The sequence below is a fragment of the Cohnella cellulosilytica genome (assembly GCF_042431195.1).
In the GTDB taxonomy this organism is placed as follows: Bacteria; Bacillota; Bacilli; order Paenibacillales; family Paenibacillaceae; genus Cohnella; species Cohnella cellulosilytica.
Genome location: NZ_JBHMDN010000048.1, coordinates 153,515 through 176,794, shown reverse-complemented (window position 1 = coordinate 176,794; position 23,280 = coordinate 153,515). Strand labels below are relative to the sequence as shown.

The window sequence follows — 23,280 nt, the reverse complement described above, 5'->3', positions numbered from 1 at the left end:
TCCTCTCTCCTTTTATCGATCAAAGTTTATTTCGAACGGTATTTCCATAATCGGAAGGGGAGACGCCCATCACCCGCTTAAAGGCTCGTCTAAAGGTCTGATCGCTGCTGTAGCCGATTTTCTCGGCAATGGTTTTGATCGAAGCTTCCCCCGTCTCGATCAACCGGCAAGCCGCATCGATTCGAAGCTTCTCTACATAATCGGCGAACGTCGTCCCCGCCCTCTCTTTAAACATCGTATACAACGAAGAGGGAAGCACATTAAAGTGCGCGGCCGTCTGCTCCAAATTCAAGCTTACATTTGAATAAGACGCCTCGGTATATTCCATCACCTGGTTGACGAATTCGTTCGCTTCGGTTGATCGGTCTTGAACCATGCTGAGCGCATAAGCGTTCATCGCCAGATCCATTTGCTCGATGAACGGTTCCAAAGCCGCTGTCGCCAGTACGTTCTCCAGTTCCTCTGCGGCGAGCCGCGAGCCCAATCCGCGAATTAGCGTCATTTTTAGCGCGGCCAGAAATTGATCCATCGTTACGGACGACAACTCTCGATTCGCCTGGTTTTCGGTGCAAAGGGCTTGCAGCATCGCCTGAACGGACTCCCGGTCCCCGGCCTTCAACGCGTGGATGAGACGTATCTCCAGCTCAATCGGATAATAGAACGGCGGGTGAACGGCGGGCACCTCCCAATAATAGACAATGCTCTTTCCTTGACGGTATCGAAAAAAATCGATCGCCTGCTGCGCTTCGTCGAAGGATCGGGCGGATTCCAAAAGTCCGGTTTGAAGGTTTCCTGCAGCGATAAGCAGGGAGATCCCGTACTTCTCCTCAAGGCTTCTCCGAACAGCACGAAAGAACGACTCGAGGCGTTGTTTGATCGCCGGTTCGTTCCGGTCCTGGAAGACCATTAATACTTCCAGCTTTTTTTCTTCGTAATCGTTAAAGAACGATTGGCCCGGCGGCTCGAGCGCTCCCCATTCTTCCTTGACCAGCAAGCGCATCAAGTCGTAACGAACCAGCTCGTCCTTCGTCTCGTACTTGCCCTCCGCTTCGACCTGGATCCCGAGCACGACCGCAACAAACAGCTCGCCGGACAGATCGATCTCCAGCCGCTCTACATGGGCGCGCAAATCCGCCTCGTCGTAAAACTCGCCGTTCAGCAGCCTTCCAAGAAAAGCGCTCTGCAGAAAGGGCAGCTGCGCTTTTAATTCCGCGCGCAGCCGTTTATGGCCTTCCACCAGGCTCGATACGGACTTGCCGATTTCCTCGTACCGATAATGGGCTTGAGATTCCGCCTCACTGTCGAATAGCTGGCGAACCGCCGACAGCACTTCGCCGATCGGCCGGCTGTTCCGATACGCGAGGAAGACCGTCGCCAGCAAACCAAGCCCTACCGCGATCAGCGAATACACCATGACCGTATTTCGTATCGTATCGGCCTTCGCATAGACGAGCGATGCGGGAACGGCGCTGATATAGCTCCAGCCGTTGTTCGGAGAGAACGTTCTGGAAAGGATCAGCGTCTGTCCGCCAAGCTTGATTTCGGACGCCCGGGAGGACAGGATGGTCTTGAAATCGCGCTCTTCCCAGCTGTTGTCCTCCCCTGTCACCGTTACCATCTCTTCTCCATGACGATCAAGAATGACGACAGCCCCCTGGCTTCCGATATCAATCCGATTCAACAGCCCCTTAATCGTGTCGGCGTCGATCATGAGCAAAATTTTCGACTGCTGCTCCTCGGACGCGCCCAACGGGAAGGTTTGTACGTAGGCCAGCATCTCGCGAGCCGTCGGCCCGCGGCCGACCCTGCCCAATCTGACGTACTGACCGTTGGAATATTCCTCCCACAGCTTATGTTCCCAATCCTGAAAACCGGCATTGATTCCGGACTCCTGGAACAGAGCCCCATAGAGCAAGTCGGAATCGAAATAAGCCGTCTGCGAGGTTACCGTCAAGCCGCTCTTCCGATAGAAGATCAGAAAGTCATAGGCAAATTGGTTCGTCAGCTTAAACTGCGAAAGATCCCTCCGGAAGTCGAACACCTCGAAGACGGATTCGTCCAGCCGGGTCTTCTCATGCAAGGTCAGATTTTTGAAATTGAAAGCAAGCTGCTGACCCTGATTCAACATGTCCCGAAGATGCCCGTCCACAATGCCGCGGGATTGCTCCAAAATGGAATGGTTGTTGTTCAGGGCATCTTTTTTGAGAATGGCTACCGACTGCAAATAGACAACGACGCCCAGCATAAACGGAATAAGCAGCACGATCAGATAGGATACGGAAAACTTCCATAGAACGCGATAATCCTTGATTTTGCCCGACCACATCTGGAAGACAGCCCCCTCCCTTATATCTGTTTGTTCCGGGAAGCCCGATCCGCATTCAGACGGGCGAAAAGCAGCCTTGAATTCAAGGCCACTTTCGCTCCGTCATCTTATGGATTCGCGTATTGCCGATCATAGGCGGTTTGATAAATCTCAAGATACTTGGTCAAACCGATCTTGTTGAGCCTGTCCAGATAGCCGTCCCAATTTTTCTCCAGATAGCCTTCCGTTGTAATCGACTTGACGCGGAACTCCTCGATATATTTATCGATTTCAACGCTGCTGGTCAGCAGCTCCTGATTCTCGTCGACCGTCAGCTTGACAGGCGGCATCGGCTTAACGGTTTCCGAAGCGGCAGGCTCGTACTTGATCTTCGTTTCCTGGAACAGCAGCTTCTCCGAAGCCGAAGGCGCGTACAGATCATCCACTTGAGGGACGGATTGTCCGAGCCGGTAATCCGCCGGATAATATTCGATGCCGACATAAATCCAGGCATTGTTTTGGGCTTCCGTACTGTAAGCTTTCAGTCCCGTGAACAGGGCCGGCCTTCCGTCGAGCCCTTTCTCGTCCGCTGTCGCTTTTCTCCAATCCTCGTCTTCGACGCCTTGGCTTCGGTGCTGTTGAACAATATAATCGTTGTTATAAAATTGATCCGCCCATTTGGCCGCGATATCCGCTTTCTCAGACTGCGCGGAGATGAGGAACGCTCCCTTCTGAATGCTGTCGTATTCGAACTTCGGCGTATTCTCCCTGCCGAGCGGACCGACGACCGGAGCCAGCATTTCATAGCGGCGATAGGCCTGTTCATTGGAATTCGGATCGATATCGATTACGCTTGCGCCCGACATGAACGCGCCGACGATCGGCGGGTCGGAAGCCAGCATTTGTTTCATCTGATCTTCCTTCTGCGTGAAGGAGCCCTTGTAGATCAAACCGTCGGCATACAGCTTGCGAATATAGCTTAACGCCTCTTTGTACTCCGGCTGATTGGCAATTGTCAAGACCTTGCCGTCGTTGATGGAAACCTTCGTTTTGTTGTTCATCCCCGGGTCCGTAATGAAGGCGCTTACGAGCCACGGCTCGATATTCGTGTTCCAGCCGCCTTCGTATGCCCCCACGAGCGGAATTTCATCCGCCTTGCCGTTGCCGTTCAAATCGTTATCCTTGAATGCCTTCAACGTTTCATACAATTCGTCTATCGTCTTCGGCTCGCTTAGTCCCAACTTCTCAAGCCATTCGCGATTGATCCACATTCTCTGCTGATACGTGCAATGGTAGCATTCATTAATAGAAGGAAGCGCATAGATATTGCCGTCCGTTGCGGTGATAATCCCTGCCGTGGCAGGATATTGGGTCAGCACTTGTTGGAAATTCGGCATGTTCTTCTCGATCAGATCGTTCAGCGGAAGGAACAGATGCTGGCTGACCCCGTAAGTCGCCTCCAGATTGTCCGATACGCCGAATCCCAGATAGACGTCGGGATAGTCGCCGGAAGCCAGAAGAAGGTTAAGGCCGTTGGACGTACTGTCGGTCGGAATCACTTCGAAATCGGCGTGAACGTTGGTCTGCTCCTCCATCCACTTGGTGAACTCGTTGGTGGCGTAATCGATGACCGAAGCATTTTGAGGAATCGCGACTTTTAACGTGATCTTCTCGTTCGACACCCAATAAGGCTTGTCGGCAGGCGCCGGATTTCCATTCCCGGAAGCCGACGGACTCGAAGTTTCGGCAGGCGCCGGACTGGAACTTTCATTGCTGCCGGAGCAAGCGGACAGCGCCAGCGAAACGGCCAGAATCGCTGCCCCTATTGCTGCAACCCGTCTTTTCATAGTTGACCCTCCATAGTGAATTATTCCTAGCTTTACCCCTTTATAGACCCGATCATGATTCCCTTTACAAAATACCGCTGAACAAACGGATAAATGGCGAACATAGGCGCGCTGGCCACGACAATCGTGGAAAACTTCAAAACATCGACCAGTCCCTGTTTCCGTTTAATCGCATCGAAGTCCTGCAGCATAATCGGATCGACCGTGTTGGTGATCAGAATGTCACGCAAAATGACTTGAAGCGGATACAAATGATTGTCGCGCAGAAAGATCATTGCGCTGAAATAGGAATTCCAATGGCCGACCGCGTAATACAGGCCAATAACCGCCAAGATCGGCCCGGACAACGGAATGACAATCGACAGCATCGTCTTGAAGTCGCTGCTTCCGTCAATTTCGGCGGCTTCATGCAATTCTTGCGGAATCGTCGTCTGAAAATAAGTCTTCGTAATAATCATGTTAAATACGCTTAATGCCGCGGGAAGCAGAATGGCCCAACGGGTATTATAAAGGCCCAAATCCTTGACCAGCAGAAACGCCGGCACCAAGCCCCCGCTGAAGATCATCGTAAAGACGAACAGTCCCATGATCAGCTCCCGCCCGACAAGATCTCTTCTGGCCAGCGGATATGCGCCCAGCACCGTTACAATCAAATTAATCGCGGTACCCAGCAGCATATAGATCAAGGAATTCGTGAACCCCGTCACGATGGCCGGATTCTGAAACACGGCCCGGTAGCCGTCCAACGTAAAGTCGACCGGCCATGCCCACACTTTGCCGCCGATGACCGCCGACGGCGCGCTGAACGACGCGCTGAAGATGAACAGCATCGGGTAAAGCACCGCGGCAAAAATCAAAAACAAAAAGGTTAAATTGACCGCATAAAAAATTCGATCTCCTCTTGATCGCCGGATATTCACGTGATTCCTCCCCTCATCCCGATCCGTTCCGATTCGCGCCGCAGCCGAAATTCGCAAGCCGCTACCATAGAGCGCTGCCGCTTGCCCGGCGGGCGATCGAGTTCGCTACGAGAAGAATGGCAAAATTAATCACGGAATTGAAAAATCCGATGGCCGTACCAAAACTGAAGTTGGAGCTCTGCAGCCCGACTTTGTATACCCAAGTGGCAATCACTTCGGAGTTGGAAGCATTCAACCCGTTTTGCATCAAGAAGATTTTCTCAAAGCCGATATTCATGACGTTGCCCAAGCTGAGAATGAACAAGATGACGATGGTCGGACGAATACTCGGCAAATCCACATGCCAGATTCGCTGTACGACGGACGCCCCGTCTATGGTCGCCGCCTCGTTAAGAGCCGGATCGACCGAAGAAAGCGCAGCCAAATAAATAATGGCCGAGAACCCCGTCGCTTGCCAGACCTCCGACCAAACGTAGACCGACCTGAAATAGCCGGGCGAACCCATAAAATCAATAGATTCGCCCCCGAACAAGCCAATCACTTGATTCACGATCCCGACCCGAGGGTCCAATGCCTGCATGACAAGTCCGACCATAACGACCGTAGAAATGAAATGCGGCATATAGGTTACCGTCTGCACCATCTTCTTGAACCATCTGGAGCGCAGCTCGTTCAGACCGACTGCCAACGCAATGGGGAAGATAAATCCCGCCGCAAGCGTATACACATTGATCAGCACGGTGTTCCGAATGACGGTGTAAAACGAAGGCGAATTAAAAAACTGCTCGAAGTATTTGGTTCCTACCCAAGGACTCCCCCATATTCCCTTCATCACATAGAAGTCTTTGAAAGCCAGTTGAATGCCGAGCATCGGCACATATTGAAAAATAATTAACCAGCTCACAGGGATAATCAGAATGACGTATAGCTGCCATTTGCGAGTCATTCGTTTCCACAGGGAGGAATTCAAACCTGTCGCTCCGGAAACTTGCAACGCTGCTGGAGAATGCACGGTTTAATCACCTCCTTCCGAACTCCTGGCGCTCCTGTATCATAAGGCTCGCTCGGCGGAGATTCATAGAGGCAATTTATCGGCGTGCATCCCTTTTTTGAAATCGCTTACTTGGAAGATCAACATACTATTTTTCAGGGCATACCTTATTTAAATCGCCCGTGGTTTGCGGTTTGCAGCGTGCAGCCTGCGCTTAGGCTAACCTTTGATCGATCCTTCCGTCAACCCGGCGATGAAGTGCCGCTGCATAAACAGATACAGCAGCAAAATAGGAGCCGAAGCCAGAACGACCAAGGCAAACACATCGTCCCAATTGGTGCTGTACTGCCCGACCGCCTGGAAGATCCCCGTCGTTACCGTATAGCTTCCGGCGGAGCCAAGAAGGATAACCGGATTAATAAAGTCGTTCCAGATCCACAGACAGAGGAAGATGACGGCAGACGCCGTCGCGGGGCGCAGCAAGGGGAACAAGATACTCCAGAAAATACGGGACGGACTGGCGCCGTCGATCTTGGCGGATTCGTCCAGCTCGCGAGATAACGTCCGGATAAACCCGACATAAATAAATACGGTAAACGGAATGTAGAAGCCGATATTGTACAAAATCAATCCTTGCGGCGTAAACATGAGCCCCAGCGCGGCAAGCACCTTTACCAGCGGGATCAGGATGACTTGCGGCGGAATCATCAGGCCGGAGAGCAGCAGCAGGTAACAGACGGACAGAACCCGGTTCTGAACCCGCGCAAATACGAACGACATCATCGAAGTAATCAGAATAAGCAGCCCAACGGAGACGCCCGTAATCAGAATGGAAGTCCCGTAAGCTTTAAAGATATTAAAGGAAGGCGTTACCGAGGACCGCATGAAATTGTCGAAGGTCATGCGATCGAGCGGAAGCGAAAACGGACTGGCCAGAATGTCGTTCTTGGTCTTGAACGCGTTGACCAGCGCGATATAGAAAGGAATTAGCAGCGCCATGGACAGCGGCAGCAGGAACAAGTGACGGAATCCGTTCCTCACGGTGATTTTCAAAGTAGCCTCTCCTCTCTCCTGCGCAAATAAATCGTCAGCGATACGGCCAGAACGCTTACGATGACGAGCATGTAAACGGCCAGACCCGCGGAATAGCTTAACCGGTTGGCGCTGAAGCCGACTTTGACCACCTGATACGCAATGGTTTCGGTAGCGCCGGCCGGTCCGCCGTAGGTCAATACGGCCACCCGATCGTATTCGCGCATGGAGCCCGTAAACATGAAGATGACGCTCATCGTAAAGGACGGAGCCAGCATCGGGAACGTAATATGTCTGAACTGCTGCCAGCGATTGGCCCCGTCCATCTTCACGGCCTCGTACAGGCTGGCCGGAATGGATTGCAGCCCCGCCAAATAAATCACGATAATGAACCCTGTCGATTGCCAGACCGCCAGAAAAGTAAGGGTCAGCACAGCGAGGTCCGGATTGCCGAAAAATTCGATGCGCTCCAATCCCCAGCTTTCCAGCAGGTTGTTCAGCAAGCCGTTGTAGCTTAAGATGCTCTTCCAAATAAATCCGATGGATACGGTGCTGAGCAAGAGCGGGAAGAAAAAAACCGAACGATAGAAGTTCGTCATCCTGCTCTTCTTGTTCAGCAGAACGGCAAACAGGATGCCCAGACCGTTCACGGCTGCCGTCGCCACGACGGTTATAAACAGGGTGACGCCAAGGGCTCTGCGGAACGCTTCATCGTGCAAAGCTTCTTTATAATTGTCCCATCCTGCAAAATGGTACGACGGGCTTACGCCGTTCCAGTCGAGGAAGGAATAATAGATCAACAATCCGATTGGAACGAGAAGGAAGCACGCATAGATCGCAATGCCGGGTGCAAACATCGTCGCGTACGACCGACGATCGCTTTTGTTCAATTTCATCACCGCCAGATTTCATGATTTCTTCGCTGCGCAAGACAGAAGAAAGGGACGAGACTTCTCGCTCGCCCCTTCCTGTCGTTATTGCTTGTTTTTGTCCCAGTAATCGTCAAGCGACGCCATCAGCTGCGTTAAATCGGAGTCTCCAAGCAGAATATTCTGCGCGACCTTGTTGTATTGATCCTGGATGCCGGCTACCGGAACCCGGCCGACCTTGTTGTTCAGATGACCGACCATCGGCGGATTGTTCAGCAGCAGGTTATAAATTTCGGCCTGCAGCGGCGACATCTCCCACTTCAAAGGTTCCTTCAGATTGGAGAACAGCGCGTCCGCCTGCAGATAACCTTTGTGCGCTTCGGGATCGAGCATCATGAATTTGGCAAATTTCAGAGCTTCGTTCGGATGCTTGCTGTTTTTGGAAACCGCGTATCCGCCGGCATTCTCGCCTCCCAGCAAGTATTGCGTGCCGTCCTTGGTCGGCGTTGCGAACACGCCTACCTCGAAGTCCTTCTCCGCTCCCGCTTCGGCGGCGCTGAACCAGGATCCCATCGGATACATCGCCCCGTTGCCCTTCAGGAATTCTTGCTCTACGGCTGTGTAATCGATGCTCAGCGCGCCTTTATTGAAATAGCCCTTGCGCACGAGGTTGGCGTAATACTCGGCCGCTTCCATCCAGTTCGCATCGGTAAACTTGACCTTCTCGTCGTAACGATCCGCATACCATGCTCTGTTATGATTGTAGATTTCCGAAGAGGTCAGAACCGAGAATGTAAACCCGGAGGTCCAGTCTCCCGCCGTCAGAAGAGGCGTAATCCCATTCGCCGCCAGCTTCTCGGCGGCAGCCTCCATCTCCGCCCAGGTTTTCGGCGTCTCCGTAATCCCCGCCTGCTCGAACAGCTTTTTGTTGTAGAATACCAGCGATTGCGGCTGACGGATGGCGGACAGGTTATACAGCTTGCCGTCTATCATTTCCGCCTCATAGTTGTTGATCTTCTGAATTTCTTCGTCAATCGGAATTTCCAGCAGCGCATCGGCGTCCACGAACATCTGGATCGTAGCGTTCGTCACTACGTCGGGGAAATCGCCGGAAGCAAGCAGCGTCTTCAGATAGTTGTCCGGAGAGCCTTCGTTGGCCGGAGGCTGAATCCGCTTGACCTTGATTCCGGGATTCTCGGTCTCGAATCTTGCAATCAGGCCGTCGTAGTATTCCGCCGTTAAATTCGGAGTAATCCAGGACTGGAATACGATCTCGACGGGATCGCCCGAAGCCTGCGTTCCCTCCGAACCGCTGGTCGGCGAATTCGCCGCTCCCGAGCCGTTCGCCGGGGAACTTGCCGCCTTCTCTCCCGAATTTCCGCCACAGGCGGACAAAGCGGAAACCAACATTGCCGCGGCCAAAATACTTATCCATTTTTTCATGCGGACCACCTCATCTTCTATTGTCAACTGCAATTATAGCTTGTATTTGTGGATATTTTTACAGTATAATCTATATTTTAACTGTAAAAATTAAACTTTTGCGTCATGGTCCCTGATCGAATGAATCAGGTTCAGGATCATGACCACCGCTTCCGCGCGAGTCAGTTGATCCTGCGGAGCAAACCGATTCCGGCCTTTCCCTTGGAGAAGGCCCGCTGCCTTCGCGGCGGCGATATACGGTTTGGCCCATGCCGGAATTTGGTCGTCATCCGCAAATCCGGTAGAAGAAGATACGGTGCCTGCGTCCGGTAAAATCAATTTGAATAGAATAGCCGCAGCTTCGGCTCGTGTTGTCGTGCGCTCCGGACGGAACGTATGATCCTCGTAACCGCTCAGAAGCCCGGCCTCGACCGCCGCCTCCACGAACGGCTTGCCCCATGCGAGAATCCGCCCGGAATCCGCGAACGGCTGCGCCGCGCCTTCGGACTTAAGCCCCAGCGCCCGCGCCAGCATCGTCACCAATTCCAGTCGCGTCACCGCTTGATTCGGCCGGAAGGTGCCATCGCCAAATCCTTGAACGAATCCCAACGCAATCGCCTCGGCCACATATTCGCTCGACCAATGGCTGGATACATCCTTCAGCTTGGCCGCTTCTTCGGGTTGTCCGCCGGAATCGGGCTGCGCGCCGGGGCCGGGTTGTTCGCCGTGTTCATGCTCCTCGGGCTCTGTCCCGCCGTTCGCTTCGGGAGCTTCGTTCCCCGTGCTGCCGCCGGTGCCCGTACCGCCGGACGTATCGCCTCCGGTGCCGGTGCCGCCGCCATTGCCGGCAGACTTAACCGTAAAGGCATACCGCACCGCGGCGGCATTGCCGGCCCGATCCACGGCTTCTATTAACAGCTCGTGATTGCCGATCTTGCCGGCGAGAGCAATCGCTTCTCCACTGTCGCGCAGCGTTCCGTCGAAAGTGATCCGCGCTTCTCCCATTCCCGACAATCCGTCCCGAATCTCGATGTCCAGCCGCAGCTGACTGTGATTCGCAAGCGTCTGATTGGGAGCTAAGACGCTGCCTTGCGTCGTAACGGCTATAAGCGGGGCTGTCTTGTCCACCTTCACTTCCAGCCGCTTGTCCGCTTCGCGATTCCCGGAAGCGTCCGTCGAGCGGTAGACCACCTCATGCACGCCTTCTCCCAAAGTGAACGGCCCCGTATAGGGCACGAAGTTCGACGATTCCTCCTCACCGCTGGAGATCTCGAGGATCCGGTACTCTGTCCGCACGACCCCGTCCAGGTCATCTTCCGCGGTCAGCGTAATCGTCGGATCCGACGAATACCAGCCGTTATGCTCTTCGCCGCTCGCGATCGCGGCAGTTATCGGCGCCGTACGATCCCAGGTCTCGACCTTCAGGTTGTCGAACAGCACCGTCTTGCCCGCGGCGGATGCCAGTTCCAGGTTCAGGCCGCCGCCGTTGGACAACGTCCCGACTTCGCTGACGCTCTGCCACAGCTCCGGCTCCGGCTGATCCGCAGGCCAAATGTTCAGATACAGCTTATGATCGATCAAGGCCGACTTGACGGAATACCAGGCCCCGATTGCAATTTCCTGCTTCAAGGTCGCGTGTCTCGTATACCCGTTAATATTTTGCTGCACCAGCACGTTCTCGTTAGCCTCGTTCGGATGAATGGAAAAATACACTTTATTCTCGTTGCCGCCCGGCGTCTCCGACAGCTGGCTGACGTAGATTCCGTGATATTGGCCCGTCATGGCGTCATTGAATTTAAAGTCGAACGTCAGCTGACTGTCGGTCCAATTCGCCTCCTTGAAGAGCTTGCCGCTCGAACCGCTGGCCTGTAACGCCTTCGCGCCCGATGCGGCATCCGTCTCGACGACGCTGAACCCGGACGGCGCCGCAGAGAACAAACCGTCCGGAAGCGCCCCCTGATCCAGGTCGTCGAATCCCGCTTCGAACAACAACGTCGTATCCGGCACAACGGTCAGTTGAAACTGCTTGTCGCTGACGCCGCCGTCCGCTGTCGTCACATAGACCAGTCCCGACACAGCCGCGGACGGTACGCGAACCCGGATCCGCTCCGGCGTCCAGGACACGATGTCCCCGCCTTGGGCGATGACGGACGCGTCTTTGCCCGCAAATGCGACCGTCCCCGCGGAAGCGCCAAACCGTTTGCCCGGAATCGTCAGCACCTCTCCCGCCCGCGCAAAGTCGGAGGCTGCGGCAATCAAAGCCGGCATGCCTTCCAGATAAGCGGGCTGAATGCCCGCGTTCGCCGCAACATGCGTCGGGAAGCTCGGGTTGTCCGGCGCGATGCCGAAGTAGTTCGTCTGGATCTGATTCGTCTCCTGCCGGCCGACCATGCCGACGTCATTGTAATGATAAGGCTTTGAAACGTCGTAGATAAGATTATTCCTTAACGTGAAGCCGCCGGTACCCTCATCCAGGTAGATCCCGCCGGGCCATCCGGGAACATCGTGAATCCAATTGCCCTCAATCAGGGAACCTTCCATCATGGAAAGCGTGTAGATGGCCGCTCCGTCGTGCAATTGCTGCATCACCTTGTGGATGTAGTTATTGCGAATGATGTTGGCTTTGGCAGCGGTCGGATTATCGTATCGGGGCAAGTCGTCCGCCGCCCGATCCGTTCTTCCGTTCTCGTCGAAGAAGCCCCATCCCCATCCGACCGAAATCCCGCTGTAGGACGTATCGTATATTTCATTATGCGTAATGGTCGTGCCTTCCGTATAACCGGCGAATATCGCTACGCTTCCTTTGAAATCCGTGCCGATTTTATTGAAAAAGTTATTCGTTACGACATTGTTCTTCACGATCTTCCGCTCATCGTCGGGATGCGCATCCTCCAGCTGGAAGCCGCCGATCTGGACGCCGCCGCCGGCAATCTCGCGGAATACCGAGCCGCGGATTCTATTGTCGCTGGAGCCGTTGTCGATATCGATGACGCCCGCTCCGAACAATTGGAACTGATTGCGTTCGAACGAAATATGCTGCGCGGCGCTTAAGGAAATACCGCTCGGCACCTTCATGTAGGAGGTGTGGTGCAAGTCAATCCCAGGATCTTTCACGATGTTGGCCTGAATCTCGACATGTCCTTCCTCGCTCGTTCTTAGCGGCGTCGTATGTTCGAACGCCAAATTTTCGAATGAAATATGATGCACAGGCGCATCCAACGTTCCTTCCAGCGTCATAAGCTGTTCCACAACCGGCACAATGGCTTGAGCCGTCCTCATCTCTTCGCCGGCGCGCGGCATGTAATACAACGTGCGGCCGGTACGGTCGAAGTACCATTCACCGGGTTCGTCCAACAGCTCGTAAGCATTTTGAATATAGCTGGGGTCCTCAACCTGTACGCCGTCCTTGATCTGAACGTCCCGGAATGCCGGATTGCGCATCGTGATGATAACGCCGTCTCCGTGCGGATCGGCGGCAATGCCGTCTACCGGGATGACGGAATGAGTCCACGCCACGTCGTACACGAATTCGATTTGGTCGGGATTGCGCCAACCGGCCATCTCCCGGTACTTGGCGCTTGTCGCGTATTGGCTGTAGACAGGCAGACTGCCCTGGTACCCCGTAAAGGTTTCCACCAGATTGTGCCGCGCCATATCGGGATCGTTGACCGTGCTCCAGCCTTCGACCTTGATCTCGTCCCCTCGCGCCAAGACGCCTTTCTTGCCGTTGATATAGAACTGGCGCGTATCGCGCACATCGGGAACCGCTGCCGCCCATATGCCCGAGCCGTCGCCCAACGGCGACCAGCCCGCGATTTCCTTGGCCCCGCTCAGAACCGGCTTCTCTCCCGGGTATGCCTTGTATACGATTCGATACCCGTTGGTGCCGGAATCCTGTGCGGTTAACGTCCACGTATCGTTAACGGGGAATACGCCTCCCCGCAAATAAACGATAATGTCGCCGGTCATATCGGAATTGATGGCGCGAACGGCTTCCTGCGCTCTGCGCAAAGTACGGAAAGGATGAAGCTCGGACCCGTCCTCCCCGTCATTGCCCGATGGAGACACGTACAGCTCCGCCTGAACGGCATCGCTGTTGTCGGGAATCTCTTCTTGCGGTTCGATTGACGATACCTTAACGTTGTCGAACGCCGCCGAGACATGATCGGCTCCTCCGTAATACTCCAGATTGAGGCCTCCCCCGTACGGCAGGAAGCTGGCAGCGGTTACGAGATTCCATTGCTCGGGCTCCGGCTCTCCGGAAGGCCAGGTTTTGAAGTAATAAATGCCTTCATACCATACCGCCTCGGCTTTGTACCACTTGCCGATCTCCATCGTCATTTCTCCCGAAGCATGCCGTTTGTACCCGCCGTTGACATACTCCTGAACGGAAAAATTCGCTCCCCGATCCGTATAGGGGTGCAAGGACAGATACACCTTGCTTTCGTTCTCGTCCGGCGCCGTGGAGTAAGCGCTTGCAAACAGGCCGTAATCGCTGTTATTCAACGGATCGTTGAACTTGTAATCAAAGGTCAAGGCGCTGTTCGTCCAATTGCCGGATTTGAACAGCTTTCCGCTGTTCCCCGTTGCAAGCAGCATGTGGTTGCCGCTGCCCGCTTCCGTCTCCGCTACGCTGAATCCGCTTGGCGCGGAATCGTAACCGTCCAACGGCAGCGGTCCAACCGGATAATGGTCGTAATCGTCTTCGAACCATGTTCCCGTTTCCACTACGTTTAAGCTGTCTGCAAGCGAAATGAGGCGAGGCGCATACGTAGATTCGGTAACGCTAAGCGGATCTGCGATTGACGCCACCCGAAGCGCGTTCCCCGAATCGGCCTCGCCCGACAGGCCCTCAATCGACACCGCCCGGGCTGCGTTGGCAGAATCGGCACCGGCAGCTATCGCCGGAATTGCAAGCAGCATCGCCAATCCCAACAGGGTGAATCTTCGGATTGAACTTCTTAGTCTCACTGCTGTCGTCTCCCCTTCGTTCTTCGACTTGGTTGCTCGTTATAAATTATAAAAGCGACTTCGCGGCGCCAACCATAGCAAAAACTATACTTTTACAGGAGAATGTATACACCCGCCCCGCGTCCCGGCGAAAACTATTGACACTGTACAAACGTAATCCCTAGAATGACTAGTAAAGCTTGAGGGCAGATGCCAGATTCCTATTATTCAAAGTTAAGGAGAGAAATGGAATGTCGTTCATCTCCTTCTGGTACAAGAAATGGATCGGCCGTTTCATCTTTCGAAAATTAAATTTGGGAATCGGACTCTCCCTGATCGTTATCTTTGTGCTCCTGTGGGCCGTAACCTACAATAGCTTCTACTCCATTCTGGAAAATAAAGAGCAGGAGCTGCTGCATTCGCGAACGGAAAAGCTGGGCATGCAATTAACGGACATGATCGACAGGTTCAAATACGATGCGAGAAGCATCCACCAGGATTCGACCAGCGAGCTGCAGACGAGCATTTACGAGTTGTTTCTTCCCGACCATGTGGCGCGGCTTGCCGACGATCGACAAGCGCTTGCGGAGCAGCACTATCTGAAGAGCGTCATGACGCTGATGTTGACGCGCAATCCTCTCGCAACGTCCGTCATGATGTACAGATTGCAGGACCAACGCTTGTTTTTCGAATCGCCGCTGCACAGCTACGCGCTGAGTCGTTCGTTTGATTACGCGGGATTTTTCGGTTCATTCGCCAAAAAATACAGTCATCCCTTCCTCGGTACGTCTAATGAATTGCTCCTGCACGGCGACGCCATGCTGTATTTGGTCAGCCCGATCTACAACACGCAGAGCATCCATCCCGACAAAGTATACGGTTATTACTTGATGACGGTTAAAGCCGATACGCTGCTGCGCGAATTCGACCAGAACAATTCCGATTATCAATTGCTGATCCGACAAAACGACTACGCTCTGGTAAGCAGCGCCTCCGATAAGCAGGCCCTTGGCATAACGGACGATTTGCGATCCGAGAAAACGCTGTCCGCTTACGATTTGACCCTCGTCGGCCTAAGCCGGAAGGCGGCGCTTCAAAGCAAATTTAACGCCATTAACGTCAGAATCTCCATGATTCTGGGACTCAGCTTAATCGTTTGTTTTCTCATGATCCATATGATCCAGCGCCTTATCGTGGGCAGGCTTAAGCTGATGAGCCAGCACTTCAAGCAAGTGCAAAGAAATCCTTTTACGTTCCGCATCCCGGTGCAAGGCGATGATGAAATCAGCGACTTGATGTTTCGGTACAATCGGATGACGACGGAATTGCAGAACCACATCAACCAGGTATACGTAGCGGAGATTCATAAGAAGAATGCCGAGTTCATCGCCTTGAAGACTCAGATCCAGCCGCATTTTCTCTACAACACTCTTGAATCTCTAAGGATGCAGGCGGTCATCGCCAGTCAGTCCGCCCTGGCCGAGCAATTGTTTCGACTGGGCAAGTTGTATCGCTGGATGTTGCAGCCGGCCGACGATCTCATTACCGTGTACGAGGAGCTCGAGCATACCCAAGGCTACTTGAACCTGCTGATGCTCGGAAAGTCGAATCGGGTGGAGATTCATGTCGCTTCGGAGTTGAATCTGCATAAGTGCAATATGCTCAAGTTCACTTTGCAGCCTATTGTTGAAAACGCTATCCAACACGGAAAGCTGGAGGATCTCGAGAACCCGATGATCTCCATCCATATCCGTTTGGACTCGGACAAGCTGATTATGGAAATGACCAACAACGGCAATGACCTTACCCTTGAGGACTACAACGGCATTTCGGCGATGCTGAACGGGTCTTCCGCTTTTCCCGATCGCCATCTCGGACTCAAAAACATCCATGAACGAATCAAGCTTTATTTCGGCGAAGGCCACGGGCTGCGGCTTCTGGCTTCCGACGGATCTTCCATTCCTTTTCGCCTGATAATGATACTGCCCTATAAATCCTAAATTCCAATCCCGCACGCATTCCAATTGTGGAGGACATCGAATGACCAGCCTGCTTATCGTGGACGACGACCGTTATATTCGTGAAGGCTTGAAAAAGCTTGTCGACTGGAACTCTCTCGAAATCGACGATTTGCTGGAGGCCGAGGGAGGCAACGAGGCGATGGAAAAGATCGGGAAGTACAGCCCTTCCATCGTATTAACGGATATTCGTATGCCCAAAGGCAGCGGGCTGGAGCTCATCGAGTACATTCGCAGCCGCGGGCTGGAGACGTTGATCATTGTGCTCAGCGGCTATAACGAATATGAATACATCCGGCAGGCCATGAAATTCCAGATCGAGGATTATTTGCTGAAACCCGTCGATGCCGCCGAACTAACCGATATTTTGGCCAGCTGTACGGAACGTCTCCGCGATCGCTGGATTCAAACGCAAATGCAGCGCGAGTCGTTCCTATTGCTGAAAAACAATATTTTGCTGCGCTGGGCGCAAAATCGAATTCAACAGGATCAACTGCGAGAAAAGCTGAGATTCTTGAATTTGTCGCTCCTTCCGTATGGGCAGTATCAAATCTGCCTCATTTCGTGGCGATCCGTACACGAGGACCAACTGCCGCCAGCCGAAGAACAATTTCGTTCGTTCGCCATATGGAACAGCATGGAGGAGGCTGCAGCGGATACGGGAAAAGGCGTTTGCTTTATTAACGAGGACCGGCAAATTATCGTGTTATTTATGGGGAATGAACAGGATCCGGAAGTCTTCCGGGCGCAAAATCTGGCTTGGATGAACGAGCTGTCTCCCCGTTATGCCGCTCTGCTGAAAACAACCTGGATCAACCATTGGGGCGAGGTTGTGGATCTGCCGTCGCGGGTGCACGAGTCGTACGGCAAAGCGCTTGCCGAATGGAACGATAGCCGGGCGGAAGCCGTTAACCACACTCTCGCCATCGTCTCCCGGAACCCGACGATACGTCTGGTCGAGCGGTACATGCAGGAAAACTACGGAGACGAGCTGTCGCTCCAATTGCTGGCTGATCGTTTTGACGTAAACAATGTCTATTTGGGGCGCCTGTTCAAGGAAGAAACCGGCGAATACTTCAACGATTACCTGAATCGGGTCAGACTGGACCATGCCCGAAGATTGCTGCTCGACACGACGCTAAAGGCATCGATCATCGCCAATCAGGTCGGCTTCCTGGACTCGAACTACTTCTTCCGGAAGTTCAAGCAGAAGTACGGACTTTCTCCGACCGATTACCGCGTGCAAGCGCCTCTTGTCGACTCGGACCATGACGGCAATTGATGTCAGAAATCAAACAGCCCCAGTCCGATTGAATTTCGGACCAAGGCTGCTTAATGACGACGTTCCTATTCTCGCTATACCCGGATCGCGATCTTGCTGCCGGTTCTCGCGCTCTCCAACGCGGCGAACACCATCGCGACGCTCTTAATATTGTCCGTGCAGTCCGTCTCCGCCGGACGATCCTGCTCCAGCGCTTCGAACATGGCGTCGAGGCAGCCGAAGTGGCCCTGCTTCCCCGTCCAGATATCCGGCACTTCGACTTTCTTCGTGGGCCGGAAGAAGCCCTCGTCGCCGTCCACGATCTCCGCGACGGGACGATGATCGCCATCCCAGCTGGCCGTGCCCCCGCTGCCCGTCGCCCGCCATTCCGACTCCCATGAAGTCGGCGCGCCCTGGGCGCACCAGGAGCCCCGATAGGAGAATACGGAACCGTCGCTCATCTCGAATAGACAGATCGCCGAAGCGTTGCCCGCATACCAGGAACCCGGGGGATTGTACTCGTGGCAGTACACGGATACCGGGTCGGCGCCTATCAGGAAGCGGGCCTGGTCGAACGTATGGATCGCCATATCGATGAGCAGCGGGCTGTCCATCGCCTCGCGGAAACCGCCGAAATGCGGCCCGAGGAAAAAGTCGGCGTGCAGCGTGCCGAGCGTGCCGATCCCGCCGCTCCGCAGAAAGCCGGACAACGCGCGGATATTGCCGACGTAACGCCGGTTCTGCATGACGGAGTAGCGTTTGCCGGACGCATTCGCAATGGTTACGATCTCCTGCGCGTCGGCGAGCGATTCCGCCATCGGCTTCTCTCCGAACACATTGCAGCCCGCCTGCAGCGCCGTCGTCGCGATCTGCTTGTGACTGGACGGGATCGTAACGTCGAATACGAGATTCGCTTCCGTCCCGGCCAGCGCCGCGGACAAGTCGGAGAAGATCGGAACGTTCAGCCCGTGCTTCTCCGCCGCCTTCCGCGCCGTCTCTTCGTACAGATCGACGAGCGCGACGATCTCTACGTTTTCTCTCTGCGCGGCGTAGTTCAGCCATTCATTGGACATGCCTCCGCAGCCGGCCACGATCACCTTATGATTTGCCATGCCGATCTCCTCTTCTCCATGGATTCTCCCGGCTTTTATACCGGATTAGGAATGAAATCTCCGCCCCGGCATTGCTTCAAGTACCGCAGGCTGTGCACTTGCCCCGTCATCTCCCAGTCGCCCCTGTACACCGGATCGTGGAAGCCCTCGATATCGATGCTGCCCTCGTAGCCATTCTGCCTGAGAATCGAAATGATGTCGGTCCAGTTCGTGTCCCCGAAGCCCGGCGACCGGTGCCAGACGAATGCCTTCGGTCCGTGAATGCCGTACTCGCGCACGATATCCCAGGCGATGGTCGCGTCCTTCCCGTGGACGTTGAATATTTTGCCGACCCATTTCCGCAGCTGCGGAATCGGATCGATCAGGCTGACCATTTGGTGGCACGGCTCCCATTGCAAGCCGATATTGGAATCCGGAACGGCATTGAACATCATCTCCCAGGCGGTCGGGTTATGCGCGATATTCCAGTCTCCGTTCTCCCAGGTGCCTCCCATATCGCAGTTCTCGAACGCCAGACGAACGCCGCGGTCCGCCGCCCGCTTCGCCAATTCCCCGAACACTTCCCGGAACTTCGGGATAGATCCGTCGATGGACCCCGGCATCCGTCCGGTGAAGCCCGCCACCAGGTCCGTGCCGAATTCATGGGCGTGATCGATCAGACGCTCCCAGCTGGCCAGCGTATCCGCATTGTCCCCGGCGCCGGTAAGAACGTTGCCGAAGATGCCGAGACTGGAGATGACGCTGCCGCTCTCCGCGAGAATTTCCTTGATCCGCTTGGCCGTCTCGGACAGATCGAGCCCGCGGGTCGATTGCCAGAACGTGAGACTGAACGATTCGAAGCCGTGCGGGACGATTTGCGGCAGAACGCGGACCGCGTCCTCCCCGCCGACCAGCGTGCCGATTCGAATTTGCTTCATGGTTAACGATACCCCTTTGGTTGTGTAATGGATTTCGGCTTATTCCTTCACTGAGCCTAGCGTAATGCCGTGGATGAAAAAGCGCTGCAAAAACGGATAAACGATCAGCACCGGCGTCATGGCGATGAAAATTTTGGCCGCGTTCAGCGTCCGGTTCGACAGCTGGCTCATCCGCTGCAGTTGATCCTGCGACATCGTGGACGGGTCCAGCATGACGACGACCTGCTGAATATACGTCTGCAGCGGGTAGAACTTCTCGCGCGTCATGAACACCAGGCCGTACAAAAACTCGTTCCAATGGTAGACCATGCTGAACAGCGTCACGGTCGCGAGCACCGGCGCGGACAGCGGGATATAGACCTTAAGCAGAATATACCACGGGCCGGCTCCGTCGACGAGCGCCGCCTCGTCCAGCTCCTTGGGCAGATTGCGGAAGAAGTTCATAACGAGAATGATATAGAACACCATCGTCTGCGCTCCGCCGACCAGAACCATCGACCAGATGCTGTTGAACAAGCCCAGCTTCTTGATCATCAGGTACAGCGGAATCAGCCCGCCGTTGAACAGCATGGTGAAGATCAGAATCCACATCAGCAGGTTGCGCAGCTTGAAATCTTTGACCGTCTTCGACAGCGGATACGCCATCAGCGGAACCACGAGCAGATTCAGACCGGCGCCCAGAACGACGCGCTTGATCGACGTCCAGAAGGAGACGAAGAACTGGCTGTCCTGCAGCAGCTGCTTGTAGGAACTCACATTAAAGCCGACCGGCCATAGCGAGACTTGTCCTCCCGCCGCGGCGGATTTCGTGCTGAACGACAGCGCCAGCGTATACCACAGAGGCAGCACGCAGGTGATCGCGACCGCGACAAGAATAATGACGATCGCAACGTCGAACGCCCTCGAGCCGAGCGTTGTATCCCGGACCATCCGCAGACCTCCTCTCTGTTAGAAAATCCGGTAGTTGACCCATTTGTAAGCCGCAAAGTAGGAAACCGCAATCAGGATGAAGCCGGTCGCCGATTTCAACAGCCCGACGGCCGTCGCCAGCTCGTACTGCATATTGAGCAGACCGGTGCGGTAAACCCATGTATCGATAATATCGCCCGTCGAATAGACCAGCGGATTGTACAGATTGAAAATCTGGTCGAAGCCCGCGTTCAGGACGTTGCCCAAACCGAGAACCGCCAGCAGCACCGCCGTCGTCCGAATGCCCGGCAGCGTCACGTGCCACAGCAGGCGCATCCGCGAAGCGCCGTCGATTCCCGCCGCTTCGTACAGCGTCGGATTGATACCGGTCAGCGCGGCCAAATAAATAATCATGTTAAAGCCGAATTCCTTCCACACGTCGGTTCCGACCGCCAGGAAAGGAAAGAGCGAAGCGCTGCCGAAGAAGTTGACCTCTTTCATGCCGAAGGCAGTCCAGATCTGATTGACCGGACCGTCGTAAGAGAAAATGTCCAGCACGATGCCGCCCAGGATGACCCACGATAGAAAGTGGGGCAAGTAGACGATCGTCTGCACCCATTTCTTGAGCACGACAAGCCGCAGCTCATGAAGCAGAAGCGCGAAAAAAAGCGGTACAACCAAATTGCCGATAATTTTCATAACCGCGATAAATATCGTATTGAAAAAAATGCTCCGGGTATCGCCCAGCGTAAACATATAGCGGAAATGTTCCAGTCCGACCCATTCCGATCCCGTTATCCCCTTGACGGGATTGAAGTTCTCGAAGGCGATGGCGATTCCGAACATCGGGAATATGCTGAATATGGCAATCCATACGAATCCCGGCAGAAGCATGATGTAGTAGTGCTTGGCGAAGCCTTTGCTCTTCACTGCCATTCCTCCCGCGTCATTGATGGCTGGGAAGACAGAGACGCTTGGCAAGAGCAGCAAGCGTCTCCGTTCATCCTTATTCGCTCACGATTTCGGCGACTTCCGCGGTAATTTGTTCGCCGCCTTGTTTTTTCCAGTCCTCGACGAACTGGTCGAACGCTTCGAGCGTGGCCCCTCCAACGACGATTTTCAGGAAGGTTTCATCTTCAAGCTTCTTCAGATTGACCCACTTGCTTTCCATTGTTTTCGTCTGGGAATAGAGCAGGCTGCTTACCCGGTTCATATCGGCGTCTACGTTGGGAGCGATGCCGACCATCAGCGAGTACAGCCGGGTCCAGGCGCCCCAATCCGCCGAAGGGTTCCAGTATTCGATATCCATATTGTCGTAAGGCTCGAGCTTCACCTTCTTGACGTTGTCCAGATCCCCCTGCAGCAGCTTGTATTCCGGCTTGCCGCTGAAATCCTCCGGCGTCTTCGTTCCGGCCAGCACTTCGCGCAGCGCCTGCACGGTATACTCCGATTCATCAGAAGGTCCCAGAGCGAGGCGAACGGGATAGAAGCCGATGGCCCCCTTGCTGAGATCGAACTTGCTCTCGTCCCGCAGCAGCAGGTTCTGCAGCTTGATGACGGCTTCCGGATTCTTGTAGCCTTTGCGGACGACCAGGAATTGTCCGGCCGGCGCGCTCAGATGCGGGCTGAACCGGCCGTCCGCGTCAAGCGGAAGCGCATAGGCCTGCCAGTTCGCGTTCGGGTCCTGCTTGACCGCGTCCGTAAGCGGTCCGTAGCCCATCCACCAAGGAGCGAAGAACATCCCGGTCTTGCCGCTGACGATCTGCTCCCCGGAATCCTGGCGAACCGCCATCTGCTTGTCGATCAAGCCTTTGGCGTACAGATCTCTCAGCTTGCCGAGCGCTTCTCTGGTCTCGGGCAGAATCGAGCCGTAAGCCGGCTTGCCTTCCGCGTCTTCGACCCAGTAGCCGGGATAAGCCCCGTAAGCCGAGAAGATCGGGTCGAAGCCGTACAGATTGTTGGCCGAATCGAGGAAGTTGGCATACATCTTGCCGCTGCTCGACGGTCCGGCGATGCCGATCGTGTCCGCCTTGTTGTTGCCGTCCGGGTCTTGATTGACGAAGGCGTCCGCGACTTTCTCCAGCTCGTCCATCGTCTTGGGCGGTTCGAAGCCCAGCTTGTCCAGCCAGTCCTTGCGAATCCACATAATGTGAATGCCCGCATCTTCCGCCTGCGGAAGAGCCATGATCTTGCCGTCGTAGGTTACGCTGTCCAGCGCGCGCTTGTTCGAATCCTGCAGAACGCGCTTTAGCGCCGGAGACGCATACTGATTAAAGGCGTCGGTCATATCCGCGAGCTGGTCGTTCTCGTACATCAGCCGAAGCTGCACCGCATTGACGATCATCGCGTCCGGCAGATCGTTGCTGGAGATCGAGAGGCTGATCTTCTGATCGTAGTTCGCAGGGGACGCCGTGAACGCATCCTCCGTAACGATGTTCAGATTCTCTTTAATATATCGGGTGTACTGGTTGTCAACCGGCGTATCGCCGTTGGACAGCGTATTGTCGGTGGGATCGACTTTCTGGCCGACCCTGAGCGCAACCGGCTCCTCGTACTTGCCGAACGGATCCGCCGCAGCTTCCGCCGTGTTCGACGGCTGTCCGCCGTCGCTGCCGGCGCCCGCGTTCGAATCCGAATTCGAGCTCGAGTTCGAATTGCTGCAAGCGCTTAATACCAACGTCGCGGCTACGGCCAGCAGAGCCATGCTTTTTAACTTGTTTCCCAACG

Annotated in this window: 15 protein-coding genes; 2 read left to right on the top strand and 13 right to left on the bottom strand. The window is 54.7% G+C overall.

Annotated elements, in window-relative coordinates:
* Positions 1-19: 19 nt before the first annotated feature.
* From ACFFT4_RS27815 to ACFFT4_RS27780, 8 genes are all read right to left on the bottom strand, one after another.
* Positions 20-2,326, bottom strand: a complete 2,307-nt coding sequence (locus ACFFT4_RS27815; protein WP_378052327.1) for a helix-turn-helix domain-containing protein — start codon at positions 2,324-2,326, stop codon at positions 20-22.
* A gap of 107 nt (positions 2,327-2,433) precedes the next feature.
* Complete coding sequence (locus ACFFT4_RS27810) at positions 2,434-4,152, bottom strand: extracellular solute-binding protein (protein ID WP_378052326.1); 1,719 nt, start codon at positions 4,150-4,152, stop codon at positions 2,434-2,436.
* 32 nt (positions 4,153-4,184) lie between these two features.
* Positions 4,185-5,072 (bottom strand): carbohydrate ABC transporter permease, encoded by an 888-nt coding sequence (locus tag ACFFT4_RS27805; protein WP_378052325.1) that lies wholly within the window; start codon positions 5,070-5,072, stop codon positions 4,185-4,187.
* A gap of 61 nt (positions 5,073-5,133) precedes the next feature.
* The gene (locus ACFFT4_RS27800; RefSeq protein WP_378052324.1) at positions 5,134-6,084 is read right to left on the bottom strand and encodes an ABC transporter permease; all 951 of its coding nucleotides are present in this window, start codon (positions 6,082-6,084) and stop codon (positions 5,134-5,136) included.
* A gap of 198 nt (positions 6,085-6,282) precedes the next feature.
* Positions 6,283-7,116, bottom strand: a complete 834-nt coding sequence (locus ACFFT4_RS27795) for a carbohydrate ABC transporter permease (protein ID WP_378052323.1) — start codon at positions 7,114-7,116, stop codon at positions 6,283-6,285.
* Entirely contained in the window at positions 7,113-7,985 is an 873-nt protein-coding gene (locus ACFFT4_RS27790; protein WP_378052322.1) for a carbohydrate ABC transporter permease, read from the bottom strand. Before ACFFT4_RS27790 ends, ACFFT4_RS27795 begins: the two co-directional genes overlap by 4 nt.
* Before the next feature lie 84 nt (positions 7,986-8,069).
* On the bottom strand, positions 8,070-9,407 hold the full coding sequence (locus tag ACFFT4_RS27785; RefSeq protein ID WP_378052321.1) for an ABC transporter substrate-binding protein: 1,338 nt from the start codon (positions 9,405-9,407) through the stop codon (positions 8,070-8,072).
* Positions 9,408-9,497: 90 nt separating this feature from the next.
* Complete coding sequence (locus ACFFT4_RS27780) at positions 9,498-14,357, bottom strand: S-layer homology domain-containing protein (protein ID WP_378052320.1); 4,860 nt, start codon at positions 14,355-14,357, stop codon at positions 9,498-9,500.
* Between the two features lie 230 nt (positions 14,358-14,587).
* Here ACFFT4_RS27780 and ACFFT4_RS27775 point away from each other — a divergent pair, with 230 nt between their 5' ends.
* Both ACFFT4_RS27775 and ACFFT4_RS27770 read left to right on the top strand, forming a co-directional pair.
* Positions 14,588-16,336, top strand: coding sequence for a sensor histidine kinase (locus tag ACFFT4_RS27775; protein ID WP_378052319.1), 1,749 nt, complete (start codon positions 14,588-14,590; stop codon positions 16,334-16,336).
* A 40-nt stretch (positions 16,337-16,376) separates the two neighbouring features.
* The gene (locus ACFFT4_RS27770; RefSeq protein WP_378052318.1) at positions 16,377-17,636 is read left to right on the top strand and encodes a response regulator transcription factor; all 1,260 of its coding nucleotides are present in this window, start codon (positions 16,377-16,379) and stop codon (positions 17,634-17,636) included.
* A 74-nt stretch (positions 17,637-17,710) separates the two neighbouring features.
* Here ACFFT4_RS27770 and ACFFT4_RS27765 read toward each other — a convergent pair whose 3' ends face one another.
* The 5 genes from ACFFT4_RS27765 to ACFFT4_RS27745 all read right to left on the bottom strand — a co-directional run bounded on the left by ACFFT4_RS27765 (position 17,711) and on the right by ACFFT4_RS27745 (position 23,257).
* Positions 17,711-18,727, bottom strand: coding sequence for a Gfo/Idh/MocA family protein (locus tag ACFFT4_RS27765; protein ID WP_378052316.1), 1,017 nt, complete (start codon positions 18,725-18,727; stop codon positions 17,711-17,713).
* A gap of 35 nt (positions 18,728-18,762) precedes the next feature.
* Positions 18,763-19,644: a sugar phosphate isomerase/epimerase family protein gene (locus ACFFT4_RS27760; protein ID WP_378052315.1), complete on the bottom strand. Its 882-nt coding sequence runs from the start codon at positions 19,642-19,644 to the stop codon at positions 18,763-18,765.
* A 39-nt stretch (positions 19,645-19,683) separates the two neighbouring features.
* Positions 19,684-20,574 carry a carbohydrate ABC transporter permease gene (locus ACFFT4_RS27755; RefSeq protein ID WP_378052314.1) on the bottom strand — a complete coding sequence of 297 codons (891 nt, stop codon included), beginning with the start codon at positions 20,572-20,574 and terminating at the stop codon, positions 19,684-19,686.
* Positions 20,575-20,592: 18 nt separating this feature from the next.
* Positions 20,593-21,483, bottom strand: coding sequence for an ABC transporter permease (locus tag ACFFT4_RS27750; RefSeq protein ID WP_378052312.1), 891 nt, complete (start codon positions 21,481-21,483; stop codon positions 20,593-20,595).
* A 76-nt stretch (positions 21,484-21,559) separates the two neighbouring features.
* Positions 21,560-23,257, bottom strand: a complete 1,698-nt coding sequence (locus tag ACFFT4_RS27745; RefSeq protein WP_378052408.1) for an extracellular solute-binding protein — start codon at positions 23,255-23,257, stop codon at positions 21,560-21,562.
* Positions 23,258-23,280: the final 23 nt, after the last annotated feature.

Bases quoted from the DNA above. Each gene is read 5' to 3' on its own strand.
- ACFFT4_RS27815 (WP_378052327.1), bottom strand. From the start codon at position 2,326: ATGTGGTCGGGCAAAATCAAGGATTATCGCGTTCTATGGAAGTTTTCC.
- ACFFT4_RS27810 (WP_378052326.1), bottom strand. From the start codon at position 4,152: ATGAAAAGACGGGTTGCAGCAATAGGGGCAGCGATTCTGGCCGTTTCG.
- ACFFT4_RS27785 (WP_378052321.1), bottom strand. From the start codon at position 9,407: ATGAAAAAATGGATAAGTATTTTGGCCGCGGCAATGTTGGTTTCCGCT.
- ACFFT4_RS27775 (WP_378052319.1), top strand. From the start codon at position 14,588: ATGTCGTTCATCTCCTTCTGGTACAAGAAATGGATCGGCCGTTTCATC.
- ACFFT4_RS27770 (WP_378052318.1), top strand. From the start codon at position 16,377: ATGACCAGCCTGCTTATCGTGGACGACGACCGTTATATTCGTGAAGGC.
- ACFFT4_RS27765 (WP_378052316.1), bottom strand. From the start codon at position 18,727: ATGGCAAATCATAAGGTGATCGTGGCCGGCTGCGGAGGCATGTCCAAT.
- ACFFT4_RS27760 (WP_378052315.1), bottom strand. From the start codon at position 19,644: ATGAAGCAAATTCGAATCGGCACGCTGGTCGGCGGGGAGGACGCGGTC.
- ACFFT4_RS27755 (WP_378052314.1), bottom strand. From the start codon at position 20,574: ATGGTCCGGGATACAACGCTCGGCTCGAGGGCGTTCGACGTTGCGATC.
- ACFFT4_RS27745 (WP_378052408.1), bottom strand. From the start codon at position 23,257: ATGGCTCTGCTGGCCGTAGCCGCGACGTTGGTATTAAGCGCTTGCAGC.